Here is a 12,047-nt window from a genome sequence, read left to right on the forward strand (position 1 = left end):
CCCGCCAGCGACGATCACCGGCGGTTTCCGGACGTCGCGCTGGGTCTGGCGGTCCCGTCCCGGACGCTGGCCGGATCGGCGCGGTCAGGCGCGGGACGCGGGATCCGGGTGGTCGGCGAGGAAGCGCTCCGCGCGCCGAGCCTCCCGGTGCACCAGCGCGGCCACGACCAGGAGCACCACGGTCGCGACCGCCGTGAAGATGACGGTGGACCGCGTCGGCGCACCGATCGCACGCCCCAGCTGCTGCACCACGACGCCGACGATCAGCACGAGCTGGTGCCGCTGCCGCATGAACTGCCGCGCCACCTCCCGGGCCAGCGGCAACCGGGCCGGATCGACCTCCGCCCGCCCGCGCACCTGCGCGCGCAGCGTGCGCCGCTGGGCCCGGCTCAGCACGGCGGTCGGATGGAACTGCGACCACGCGGCCCGGAACAGCCCGGTCCGCCACGCGACCACCCCGTAGCCGAGCATCACCGCCAGGCCAGCGCCCTGGACCACGAGGCCGGCCGCCGGCCAGCCGCCGGAGCGGTCCGTGTCGGGCACCCACGCGTCCCCGGCCAGCACCGCCAGGAGCAGCCCACCGGCCAGCGCCAGCACCGTGACGGCGAGCGCCCACGACCAGCGGAGCAACCGGGCGCGGCGCAGCCGGTCCCGGGTGTCCGCGCTCGGCGCCCGTTCGACCACCGACAGCGCCTCGGCCCAGCGGCGGTCGTCGTCGGTCACGGCGACGAGGCTGCCCCAGGTGATCTTGAGATGCCAGTCGGTGGGTGCGGCACGATGCGCACATGAGCGAGTCCCGGCACCTCGGCGTCACCATCGACCGGCCGGCCGCGGAGGTCTACGCGTGGGCGCGCGACCCGGCGCACCTGCCGCAGTGGGCCGCCGGGCTGGCCGCCGGCATCACCGAGGTCGACGGCGAATGGGTGGCCGATTCGCCGATGGGCCGGGTGCTCGTGCGCATGGCCCCGGAGAACGCCTTCGGCGTCCTCGACCACGACGTCGTCCTGCCCGACGGCACGACGGTGTCCAACCCGCTGCGGGTGCTGCCCGACGGCGACCGCTGCGAGGTCGTCTTCACCCTCCGCCGCCGGCCCGGCACGGACGACGCGGCCTTCGAGGCCGACGCCGCCGCGGTCGCCGCCGACCTGGCCACCCTCAGGGGTGTCCTGGAAGGCTGACGGTCAGCGCTGCTGGTCGGTGGGGCGCACCAGCACCTCGTTGACCGCCACGTGCGGCGGCTGGGTGACCAGGTACAGCACGGCGCGGGCGACGTCCTCCGGGTCGAGGGTGCGCATCGTCTGCGCCATCTCCTGCGACTGGCGTCGCGCGTCGGCCTGGGTGATGTGGCTGGACAGCTCGGTGGCGACGGCCCCCGGCTCGACCAGCCCGATCCGCACCCCGCGCTGGGTGACCTCCTGACGGAGTGACTCGCTGAAGGCGTTCACCGCCCACTTGCTGGCGTTGTAGACCCCGGCGCCGAGCCGGGCGGTGCGGCCGGCGACGCTGCTGATGTTGACCACGTCGCCCGAGCCCTGCTCGACCATGCCCTCGATGGCGGCGTGGGTCATGTACATCAGCCCGAGCACGTTGGTGTGCAGCATGCGGCGCCAGTCCTCGGGGTCGGCGCCGACGATCGTGCCGAGCAGCATCACCCCGGCGTTGTTGACCAGGACGTCCAGCCCGCCGAGCTCGCTGCGGGTGCGCTCGACCGCCGTCCGGCACTGCTGCTCGTCGGTGACGTCGAGGTCGAGGGTGAGCACGCGGGCACCGGTGCTCCCGATGCGCTCGGCGAGTGCATCCAGCCGGTCCCGGCGGCGCGCACCGACGGCCACCGCGGCGCCGGCCTCGGCGAGCGCGATCGCCGTCGCCTCGCCGATCCCGGACGACGCCCCGGTGACCAGGGCGACCTTCCCCTGCAGCGGGTGGGCGGACTCGGTCATGCGTGCCTCCTCGGAGCCGCCGGGCGCGGCCTCGGACGGCCTGTGCCCCGTCCCGGCCCGGCTCACGCGCGAACCCGTTGCCCCGCGCACCCGCTCAGTGGGCGAACGGTCCCGACAGCGCCGCCCACTGCAGCAGCAGGATCGTCTTGGCATCGACGATGTCCGAGCCGATGCGAGCCAGGGCGTCGTCGAAGCCGAGCTCGACGACCTCGATGTCCTCACCCTCCTCGGCCAGCCCGCCGCCGGCGTCGGTGCGGGTGCCCGCGTCGTAGGGACCGGCGTAGCAGTGCAGCTGCTCGGTCACCGAGCCCGGGCTCATGAACACGTCGAACACGTGGGTCAGCTCCCCGACCCGGTGGCCGGTCTCCTCCTCGGCCTCCCGCCGGACGGCGGTGACCGGGTCGTCGTCGTCCAGCAACCCGGCGGCGGTCTCCAGCAGCAGCCCGTCGGGGTGGCCGTTGACGTAGGCGGGGAAGCGGAACTGACGGGTGAGCAGCACGGTGCGGCGCTCGACGTCGTACAGCAGCACGGTCGCGCCGTTGCCGCGGTCGTAGGTCTCGCGGGTCTCGGTGGTCCAGCGCCCGTCGCGGTGCCGCTGCTCGAACGTGGTCTTGCGCAGCACGTACCAGTCGCTGGACAGCAGCTCCACCTCGCGCACGCGGATGCCGTCGTTGCCGGTCAGGTCGCGGCCGACCCGGTCCAGACCGGTCCGGCCGCGCCGGTCCGGGGTGTCGATCCCTGCGGTCATCGGTCTCCTCCCACAGCGGTCGGACGTGCCACCGGCGGCGCCTCCTGGCTCACCGTGCGTGCCCCTGGCTCACCGTGGGGGCTGAGCCAGGAGCACGCACGATCAGGTCACCTGATCCCGCGGCGGTACCGCGGGGCCGGTGGGCGACCGGGTCAGCGGGACCGGTTGGCCCGGTCGACGTCGGAGGGGTCGGCGCCGCCGGGGTCGGTGGTCCGGCCATCGGTGGAGTGGCTGCCGGTGGCGCCCAGCGCCGGGCCGGTGCCGGCGGCGAAGCCGCCCTCCTGGTAGAGCGCGTCCTTCATCTCCGCCGGTGCGAGCGCCCGCGCGACGTGCCAGCCGACCACCGCGACGATCGTGCCCAGGGCGATGCCGCCGATGGAGTACTCCTCGCTGAACCGCATCTGGACGTCGCCGATGCCGATGATGATCCCGGCGGCCAGCGGCACCAGGTTGATCGGGTTCGCGAAGTCGACCCGGTTCTCCTTCCAGATCTTGGCGCCGAGCAGGCCGATCATCCCGTAGAGGACGACGGTGATCCCGCCGAGCACCGCGGCCGGGGTCGCGTTGACGAGGGCCCCGAACTTGGGCACCAGGCCCAGCAGGATCGCGACCAGGGCCGCGACGTAGTAGGCCGCGGTCGAGTAGACCCGGGTGGCGGCCATGACGCCGATGTTCTCCGCATAGGTCGTCGTCGGCGAGCCGCCGACCGAGGTGGCCACCACGGTGGCGGCGCCGTCGGCGAAGACCGCCCGGCCGAGCACCGGGTCCAGGTCGCGCTTGGTCATCTCGCCGACCGCCTTGACGTGGCCGGCGTTCTCCGCGACGAGCGCGATCACCGCGGGGAGCACCAGCAGCGAGAAGTTGACCGAGAACGACGGCGCGGTGAGGTCGGGGAGACCGAACCAGGAGGCGTCGCCGATGCCGCTGAGGTCGACCCGGTCGTGCGCCGTGCCGACGCCCGCCTCGTCGTAGGTGACCGCCTGGGAGAAGGTGTCCAGCAGCAGCGAGAGCAGGTACCCGAAGACCAGGCCCAGCAGGATGGAGATCCGGGCCCAGAAGCCGCGCAGCGCCAGCGACACCACGATGACGAACGCCATCGTGGCCAGCGCCACCCACTGGTCCTGCGGCCAGTACAGGCCCGCCGCGACGGGCGCCAGGTTGAAGCCGATCAGCAGCACGACGGCGCCGGTGACCGCCGGGGGCAGCACCTTGTTCACCGTGGCGACGCCGGCGCGCTGGATGAGCAGGCCGACCAGCGCGAGCACGACGCCGGAGACCAGGATCGCGCCGACGACGTCGGAGCTGTCCCCGCCCTGGGCGCGGACCGCGGCGACCCCACCGACGAACGCGGCGCTGGTGCCCAGGTAGGAGGGCACCTTCCCCTGCACGATGAGCAGGAAGATGATCGTCGCGATCCCGCTCATCATGATCGCCAGGTTGGCGTCCAGCCCCATGATCAGCGGGAAGACGAAGGTGGCACCGAACATCGCCACCACGTGCTGTGCGCCGATCCCGACCGTGAGGGGCCAGGACAGCCGCTCCTCGGGCGCCACCGCCTCACCCAGTGCCGGGGCCTTGCCGTCCCCGTGCAGCTTCCAGCCCAACGCCATCGGTCCTCCTCGATCCACCCGCCGAGCGAAGTAGCTCAGCGCTGAGGGATCGCACAGTGGCAGACGCCGGGGGCGTTGCACCAGCCCCCGATGGTCACGTTCCCGTTGCGGCGTGCCGGATGGGACACGCCGCGACGAGACGTAACGCCGGCGACCCGGGGCCGCAACGTCGAGGACGGTCCGGCGACCTCAGGCGAGCAGGTCGAGCCCGTCGTCGAGCACCGCGGCCGCCAGGCCCTCCATCGGCGGCCGGTGCGGCTGGTCGAGGCCGCGGATGCGCGCGGCGTGCAGCGCCAGCAGCAGGTTCAGCCGCAGCGTCGGGTCGGTGGTGAAGGGCCCCAGCAGCCGCTCCAGCTTGCCGATCCGGTACCGCATTGTGTTGTAGTGGAAGTGCAGCCGGCGCGCGGACTCGGCGACGTTGAGGTTGGTCTCCAGCAGCACCCGCAGGGTCTCGCGCAGGTCGCTGGAGTCGACGTCGGCGGAGTCGGCCAGCGGGCCGAGCACCTCGTCGACGTAGGAGCGCAGCTCGCTGCTGTCCGGGATCAGCGACAGCAGCCGGAACACGCCGAGCTGGTCGAAGTGGGTGACGGCGTGCCCACCGTGGATCTCCTGGCCGACGACGAGCGCGCGCTGCGACTGCTGGTAGGCCTCGCCCAACGCCGACAGCGACTCCGCCGGCCGGCCGATCCCGGTGCCCAGCACCCGGCCGACCCGGCGCAGCCGGGCGTTCACCCGGGCGGTGACCGCGGTGACGAGCGCGGAGAGCTCCTCCGGCGTCCGGCCGTCCAGCGGCAGGACGGTGACGATCTCGGTGGCCAGCCCGGCGACGGCGGCTCCGGCCACCTCGCTGTCGATCGCGGCCCGCCAGCCGTCGGCGAGCCGGTCGAGCACGTCCAGCGCCCGGGTGGGGTCGGCACCGGCGTCGGCGACCGTCTCCGTCGCCGTCACCAGCACGATGACCGGGCCGTCGAGCCGCCAGCCGAAGGACCGGGTGTAGGCCAGCGCCCGCTCGGTGTGCCCGAACGAGCCGCCGACCAGCCGGCGCACCAGGTCGCCCTGGAAGCGCAGCTCCACCGAGTGCACGGCCTGGGAGCGGATCTCCGACAACGCGGCGATGACCGCCGCCTGCTCGAGGACCGCCCCGGCGCCGAGCAGCATCGGCCCGTGCCGGTTGACCGCGACCAGCCAGCCGTGCCGCTGCTCGCCGGCCATGATCGGGGCGACGGCGTACTCCCCCACCCCGCCGGGGAGCTCGTGGTGGCCGGGCACCAGCAGGATGCCGTCGGCCGGGGACATGTCGGCGTCGGCGAACACGTCGGCCGGGGTGACCGCGCCCTGGTCGGCACGGTTGCCCGACAGGCGGCGCGACGGCGTGAGGTCGGCGAAGGCGTCGTCGGCGGCGGCGTCGAGCAGCCACAGCCAGTCGCGGATCTCGGCGACCTCGGCCGGTGGGCCGGCGCTTGTGGCCACCTCGCGGTCCGGGCCGAGCCCGAGCACGGCCGCCCCGGCGAGGAAGGTGGAGACCTGGACGGTCACCTCGGCCAGCCCACCACCGGACAGCGCCACGTCGATGAACTGGTTGTGCATCCGGTTGGCCAGGCTCAGCGCCTGCGTCTGCTTGTCGATGATCGCCCCGAGCACCTCGGCGACGACCTCGTCACGCCGGGTGGACTCCGGCAGCGCCACGACCGGGAAGCCGCGCCGGTCGGCCTCGGCCAGCAGCTCGGCGGGCAGCTCACCCTGCGGGGACCCGGGCCCCCCTTCGGACCGGAAGGCGAGCGCGCCGCTGCCGCCGCGGTGCAGCCCCTCGATCAGGGCGCGGCACTGCGCGGCGTCGATCTGCGGGAGCCGGGCGGAGAGGACGACGAGCACGTCCGGGCCGGCCGCGGTCTCCAGGTCACCGGGGTCGCGCACCTCGACGTGCCGGACGATCCGTCGGGTGCCGGTGGCGCCACCCACGACGAGCGCCCCGGCCAGTCCCGGCAGCTGCAGCAGCTGGTCGACGGTGAGGCCCATGCTGTCCTGCAGGGCGGTGCGATCGGAGGGCGGCAGCTGCGAGAGCACCGGCTCGATGGACGCCGAAGCGGCACTGAAGGTAGCCGTCCGCTCGCTGTTCGCAGCGTAAGTCACGGACGCCTCACGTTCAGTCACTCTGTGTACCCCCAATGCGCCCCGTCTTTCTCGATCCGACGAGAATCTTGTCAGACGTCCCTGGACGCCAGAAGCCGAGCTTGGCGAGAATCGCCATACAGAGCCGGACGGCGCGCCCACCTGGGTTCGTGGCCCGGTCCTGTGTCCCGGGTCGGATGGTAGGCCGTCCCCGCATCCCAGCGGGGCCAGCGCTCCTCTCCGGCCCTCGATGAGCACACCGGGACGGGGCCGGCGATGCCAGCCACCTCCCGGCGACCGCACGGGTGGAGGGCCACATGCGCACCATCGACGAGAGCACCGGCGGGCAGGGCGACGCCGGGACTCCGGACACCAGGGGACCGGACGGCAGGACGGCACACGGCGCGACCGCGACCGCACCGTCCACCCGGTCGGGACGGGCGGCCCGCGCCGGGGTCCCCATGATCCACCTGCCATCCGGCTCCCGGACCACCGCGCTCCCCCTCCCCCGGTCCGGGGGCACCGCGGTGCCCGCGCAGGCCAGCACCGGGGTGGCCGACCTGCTGCGCGGCCCGGTCCGCTCCGCCCGGGTGCTGCTGTCGGTGCCCGCCGCCGTGTACCTGACGGTGCCCACGCCCTCGGGGCCGGACGTCGTCGGGGTGCTGACCGCCGATGCCGCCCGGCTGCCCCTGGGGTGCGTGCTCTTCCGGCCGGCCAACGGCCGCCCCCTGGTCTCCGTGCCGACCGGAGCGCCCGCGCGGGTCGGCGGCGGCCGGCTGGTGGTGGGCGACCTGACCGTCAGCGCGGCCGCCTGGTGGGATCCCCGCCCGAAGCTGCCCAGCGCACGTCCGGCGCTGCTGCCCGAAGGCGTCCGCCAGCTGCGCACCGCCCTCTACGGCGAGGGGGTGCCGCACAGCGCGTTCTCCCTGCCGGGCCTGCCGACCGGCCCCAGCGGCCCGCTCGCCGCGCTCCGCGGGGCGGTCCGCCGGGCCGACCTCGACGCCGCGCTGCGCACCGCGACCCGGCTGGTCGGGCTCGGCCCCGGGCTCACCCCGGCCGGCGACGACGTGCTGGCCGGGCTGACCGCCGGCCTGGTCCTGCTCGGGCACCCGGCGGCCGAGCGGTTCGGCGCCGGGGTCACCTCGCTGGCCGCGGGCCGGACCACCGAGCTGTCCCGGGCCCTGCTGCGGCACGCCGCAGCAGGTCAGGTCAGCGGCGAGTACGCCGCGGTGCTGCGGGGCCTGGTCGGCGACGGCGCCCTCGCCCCGGCGATCGCGGCGCTGCTGGCGACCGGCTCGACCAGTGGCCGGGCGATGTCCCTCGGGTTGTGCACCGCCATCGACCTGGTCGACCGCACCACCCGGCGCTGACCGCCGGCCGGCCGGGCCCATCTCGGCCCGGCCGGCGGGGTTCAGCCGACGGCGACGGGCAGCAGCGGCGCGAGCCGGTCCCACTGGGCGATCCGGCAGCCATCGGTGCGGGACAGCTCCAGGTCGACCGGGTCGCCGCCCCACAGGCCGGTGATCCGCGCGGTCTGCGGGCCGCCGTACTGCTGGGTGCACACGGCGTCCGCGGGCACCGGTGCGAACGGGTCCGCGAGGCCCTCCAGGTGTGCGCAGGCCGTCTCGGCGTCGGGGAGGTCCCCCTCCACGAAGCCGACGCAGGTCAAGGTGTAGCGGGTCGGCTCGGCGCCCTCACCGGGGTCCACCTCGATCACCAGGTCGTTGTCGGCCCGGCTGATCCCGCCCCCGGCGGCGGCGTCGTCCGTGGGCGCTGCCGAGGTCGGCGCCGGGGACCGGGTGGCCCCGCCGTCCGACCCGGTGGCGCAGGCGGCGAGCAGGAGCAACGGCAGCATGAGCAGGGCACGGCGCATGCCGCCCAGCATGCCGGTGCTAGATGCGGGAGGCGGCGATGCTGGTGACCAGGATCGCCCGCGCGCCGACCTCCCAGAGCTCGTCCATCACCCGGTTGGTCTCCTCGCGGCGGATCATCGCCCGCACGGCGGACCACCCCTCGGTCTGCAACGGGCTGACCGTCGGACCCTCGAGCCCGGGGGTGACCTCGGTGGCCCGGGCGAGCAGGTCGTTGGGGCAGTCGTAGTCGAGCATCACGTACTGCCGGGCGACCAGCACACCGCGCAGCCGGCGCATCAGCTGCGCCACCTGGGGGATCTCCTCCGCGCCCGCCCGGCGGACCAGCACCGCCTCGCTGGCCAGCACCGGCTCGCCGATGATCCGCAGCCCGGCGGCGCGCAGCGTCGTGCCGGTCTCGACCACGTCGCAGACGGCGTCGGCCACGCCCAGCCGGCAGGCGGTCTCCACCGCGCCGTCGAGCTTGACCACCCCGGCCTTCAGCCCGTTGTCGTCGAGGAACCGCTGCAGCAGGCCGGGGTAGGCGGTGGCGATCCGCTTCCCCTCCAGCTGGGCGACCTGCTCGATGTCGGACTCCGCCGGGCTGGCGAACCGGAAGGAGGACCGCCCGAACCCCAGCGGCATCACCTCGACGGCGGCCAGCCCCGCCCCCTCGGCCGGTGCGGTCTCCAGCAGCATGTCCCGCCCGGTGATCCCGACGTCGAGCGTGCCGGCGGCGACGTAGACGGCGATGTCCCGCGGGCGGAGGTAGAAGAACTCCGCGTCGTTCTCCGGGTCGTACACCGCGAGGTCCTTGGTGCTGCGCCGCTGCCGGTAGCCGCTCTCGACCAGCATCTCGGCCGCGGGTTCGCTGAGGACGCCCTTGTTGGGCACGGCGACGCGCAGCACTGGAGGACTCCTCGGTGACGTGATGGAACGGTCAGGCCCCGTCCCGAGGCTCGCCCCGAGCGTGCGAGGGGTGAGGAGGACGGGGTCCTTCTTCAGAGGTGAGCGTAGACGTCCTGCAGGGAGAGCCCGCGCGCCAGCATCAGCACCTGCACCCGGTACAGCAGCTGGCTGATCTCCTCCGCGGTCCGGTCGGCGCCCTCGTGCTCGGCCGCCATCCAGGACTCCGCGGCCTCCTCGACCACCTTCTTGCCCGCGGCGTGGATGCCGTCGCGGACGGCGGTGACCGTGCCGGAGGCCTCGTCGCCGGCCGCGACCTTGGCGCTCAGCTCGGCGAACAGCTCGTCGAAGGACTTCACGCGCCGGTCGCCCCCGCCGGGTCGATGCCGAAGCCGGTGCTGTGCTTGGGCGCGCGCAGGTCGCGGAGCACCAGCGCGGTCTGCAGGGCGGCGGCGGTGGCCTCCCAGCCCTTGTCCTCACCGGAGTCGTCCATGCCGGCCCGGTCGCGGGCCTGCTGCTCGCCCTCGGTGGTGAGCACGCCGTTGCCCACGGGCTTCCCGGCGTCCAGCGACACCCGGGTCAGCCCGGCGGTGAAGGAGTCGCAGACGTAGTCGAAGTGCGGCGTGCCGCCCCGGACGACGACGCCCAGGGCGACCACGGCGTCGTGGGTGGCGGCCAGCGCCTGGGCCACCACCGGCAGCTCGATGGCGCCGGGCACCCGCACCACGGTCGGCGCGGGGATGCCCGAGGCCTCCGCGCAGGCGACCGCCCGCTTCAGCAGGGAGTCGGCGATGTCGCCGTGCCAGGTGGCGGCGACGATGCCCAGGGTCAGGCCGCTGGCGTCGATGGGCTGCTGCTGGGGGGATCCGGACCCGCTCATGAGCTCTCCTCGGACGTGCTGGTGCGCGAGCGTGTGGCGCTGCTGCGCGGTGACGACGGTGCAGTGTGCCGGTCGACCGGGGGGCAGCCGGTCACATCGGCTGCTCGTCGGCGCGCCGCGCCGGTTGGGCCGGCACGTCGCCCTCCGGCTCCGGCTCGATGATGTCCAGCAGGTGGCCCATCCGGTCGCGCTTGGTGCGCAGGTAACCCAGGTTGTCCGCGGTGACGTGGCTGGGCAACCCCACCCGGCCGGTGATCTTCAGGCCGTACCCCTCCAGCCCGGCGCGCTTGGCCGGGTTGTTGGTCAGCAGGCGCATGGTGCGGATGCCCAGGTCGACCAGGATCTGCGCGCCGGTGCCGTAGTCCCGGGCGTCGGCGGGCAGGCCCAGGTCGAGGTTGGCGTCCACGGTGTCCACGCCCGAGTCCTGCAGCTGGTAGGCCTGCAGCTTGTGCAGCAGGCCGATGCCCCGGCCCTCGTGACCGCGGATGTAGAGGACGACGCCGCGGCCCTCCTGCGCCACGGCGGCCAGTGCCGCCTGCAGCTGCGGCCCGCAGTCGCAGCGCAGCGACCCGAAGACGTCGCCGGTGAGGCACTCGGAGTGCACCCGGACCAGCACGTCCTCGCCGTCGCCGATCTCGCCGTAGACGAAGGCGACGTGCTCGCGCTCGTCGTAGGAGCTGCGGTAGCCGACTGCGGTGAACTCCCCCGGCCCCAGGGGCACCCGGGCCTCGGCGACCCGCTCGACCAGCTTGTCGAAGCGCTTGCGGTAGGCGATGAGGTCGGCGATGGAGATCATCGCCAGGTCGTGCTCGTCGGCGAAGACGCGCAGCTCGTCGCCGCGGGCCATGCCCACCGGGTCCTTCTCGCTGACGACCTCGCACAGCGCGCCGGCCGGGCGCAGCCCGGCGAGCACGGCCAGGTCGACGGCGGCCTCGGTGTGCCCCGGCCGGCGCAGCACGCCGCCGTCCTTGGCGCGCAGCGGCACGATGTGCCCGGGTCGGGCGAGGTCGGCGGCGTTGGTCTCGGCCGCGGCCAGCAGCCGGATGGTGTGTGCCCGGTCGGCGGCGGAGATGCCGGTGGTCACGCCCTCACGGGCGTCGACGGTGACCGTGTACGCGGTGCCGCGGCGGTCCTGGTTGACCCGGAACATCGGCGGCAGGTCCAGCCGGTCGGCGTCGGTCTCGGTGACCGCCACGCAGATGTAGCCCGACGTGTAGCGGACCATGAACGCCACCAGCTCGGGGGTGGCGAGCTCGGCGGCGAAGATGAGGTCGCCCTCGTTCTCCCGGTCCTCGTCGTCGACGACGACGACCGGCCTGCCGCTCTTGACCGCCGTGATGGCGTCCTCGACGGAGTCCAGCTGCCAGCTCATGCGCGGGCCCCCAACAGTCGTTCGACGTACTTGGCGATGACGTCCACCTCCAGGTTGACCGGGTCACCGGGAGCGCGGGCGCCCAGGGTCGTCTCCCGCAGCGTCGTCGGGATGAGGCTGACCTCGAACCACGGCTCGGGCCGGTCGGCCTCCTCGTCGTCGGAGAGCGCGCTGACGGTCAGCGAGACGCCGTCGACGGTGATCGAGCCCTTCTCCACCACGTAGCGGGCCAGGTCGGCGGGCACGGAGACCCGCACGACCTCCCAGTGGTCGCCGGGGGTGCGGGACACCACGGTGCCGACGCCGTCGACGTGGCCCTGCACGATGTGCCCGCCCAGCCGGGTGGCCGCGGTGACCGCGCGCTCCAGGTTCACCGCGTCGCCGACACCGGTGGCGCCCAGGCTGCTGCGGCGCAGCGTCTCGGCCATCACGTCGGTGGTCCACACGCCGGTGCCGTCGGCCTCGTCGCGGGCCACGCCGGTGACGGTCAGGCAGACGCCGTTGACCGAGATCGAGTCGCCCAGCGCGACGTCCTCGAGCGCGCGCGCCGCCCGGATGTGCAGCACGGCGCTGTCCGGGCCCTCCTCGCGCGCGGTCAGGGTGCCGAGCTCCTCCACGATGCCGGTGAACAC

13 protein-coding genes are annotated in these 12,047 nt (G+C 74.3%); 2 read left to right on the forward strand and 11 right to left on the reverse strand.

Annotated features, from left to right (window positions below):
• Positions 1 to 84: 84 nt before the first annotated feature.
• The gene (locus tag ACI783_RS09225; RefSeq protein ID WP_457140169.1) at positions 85 to 723 is read right to left on the reverse strand and encodes a hypothetical protein; all 639 of its coding nucleotides are present in this window, start codon (positions 721 to 723) and stop codon (positions 85 to 87) included.
• A gap of 62 nt (positions 724 to 785) precedes the next feature.
• Between ACI783_RS09225 and ACI783_RS09230 the strand changes: the two genes are divergently transcribed.
• Positions 786 to 1,178, forward strand: coding sequence for an SRPBCC family protein (locus ACI783_RS09230; RefSeq protein WP_457140170.1), 393 nt, complete (start codon positions 786 to 788; stop codon positions 1,176 to 1,178).
• 3 nt (positions 1,179 to 1,181) lie between these two features.
• Here the strand turns inward: ACI783_RS09230 and ACI783_RS09235 are convergent, their stop codons facing one another.
• From ACI783_RS09235 to ACI783_RS09250, 4 genes are all read right to left on the reverse strand, one after another.
• A complete protein-coding gene (locus ACI783_RS09235; protein WP_457140171.1) occupies positions 1,182 to 1,940 on the reverse strand; it encodes an SDR family NAD(P)-dependent oxidoreductase in 759 nt (252 codons plus the stop codon).
• A 94-nt stretch (positions 1,941 to 2,034) separates the two neighbouring features.
• Entirely contained in the window at positions 2,035 to 2,688 is a 654-nt protein-coding gene (locus ACI783_RS09240; protein ID WP_457140172.1) for an NUDIX domain-containing protein, read from the reverse strand.
• Between the two features lie 152 nt (positions 2,689 to 2,840).
• Positions 2,841 to 4,298 carry a uracil-xanthine permease family protein gene (locus ACI783_RS09245; RefSeq protein ID WP_457140173.1) on the reverse strand — a complete coding sequence of 486 codons (1,458 nt, stop codon included), beginning with the start codon at positions 4,296 to 4,298 and terminating at the stop codon, positions 2,841 to 2,843.
• Between the two features lie 189 nt (positions 4,299 to 4,487).
• Positions 4,488 to 6,428 carry a PucR family transcriptional regulator gene (locus ACI783_RS09250; protein ID WP_457140174.1) on the reverse strand — a complete coding sequence of 647 codons (1,941 nt, stop codon included), beginning with the start codon at positions 6,426 to 6,428 and terminating at the stop codon, positions 4,488 to 4,490.
• Between the two features lie 440 nt (positions 6,429 to 6,868).
• On the opposite strand from ACI783_RS09250, the gene ACI783_RS09255 reads away from it, so the two are divergent.
• The gene (locus ACI783_RS09255; RefSeq protein ID WP_457140175.1) at positions 6,869 to 7,777 is read left to right on the forward strand and encodes a DUF2877 domain-containing protein; all 909 of its coding nucleotides are present in this window, start codon (positions 6,869 to 6,871) and stop codon (positions 7,775 to 7,777) included.
• 41 nt (positions 7,778 to 7,818) lie between these two features.
• Here the strand turns inward: ACI783_RS09255 and ACI783_RS09260 are convergent, their stop codons facing one another.
• From ACI783_RS09260 to ACI783_RS09285, 6 genes are all read right to left on the reverse strand, one after another.
• Entirely contained in the window at positions 7,819 to 8,280 is a 462-nt protein-coding gene (locus ACI783_RS09260; protein WP_457140176.1) for an SSI family serine proteinase inhibitor, read from the reverse strand.
• Positions 8,281 to 8,299: 19 nt separating this feature from the next.
• Complete coding sequence (gene hisG, locus ACI783_RS09265; protein WP_457085221.1) at positions 8,300 to 9,166, reverse strand: ATP phosphoribosyltransferase; 867 nt, start codon at positions 9,164 to 9,166, stop codon at positions 8,300 to 8,302.
• Positions 9,167 to 9,258: 92 nt separating this feature from the next.
• On the reverse strand, positions 9,259 to 9,522 hold the full coding sequence (locus tag ACI783_RS09270; RefSeq protein WP_457140177.1) for a phosphoribosyl-ATP diphosphatase: 264 nt from the start codon (positions 9,520 to 9,522) through the stop codon (positions 9,259 to 9,261).
• Positions 9,519 to 10,043 (reverse strand): 6,7-dimethyl-8-ribityllumazine synthase, encoded by a 525-nt coding sequence (ribH, locus tag ACI783_RS09275; protein ID WP_457085222.1) that lies wholly within the window; start codon positions 10,041 to 10,043, stop codon positions 9,519 to 9,521. Before ribH ends, ACI783_RS09270 begins: the two co-directional genes overlap by 4 nt.
• A 91-nt stretch (positions 10,044 to 10,134) precedes the next feature.
• A complete protein-coding gene (locus ACI783_RS09280) occupies positions 10,135 to 11,415 on the reverse strand; it encodes a bifunctional 3,4-dihydroxy-2-butanone-4-phosphate synthase/GTP cyclohydrolase II (protein ID WP_457140178.1) in 1,281 nt (426 codons plus the stop codon).
• On the reverse strand, positions 11,412 to 12,047 hold the full coding sequence (locus tag ACI783_RS09285) for a riboflavin synthase (RefSeq protein ID WP_457140179.1): 636 nt from the start codon (positions 12,045 to 12,047) through the stop codon (positions 11,412 to 11,414). Before ACI783_RS09285 ends, ACI783_RS09280 begins: the two co-directional genes overlap by 4 nt.

This window comes from Modestobacter sp. SYSU DS0511 (genome assembly GCF_054050755.1).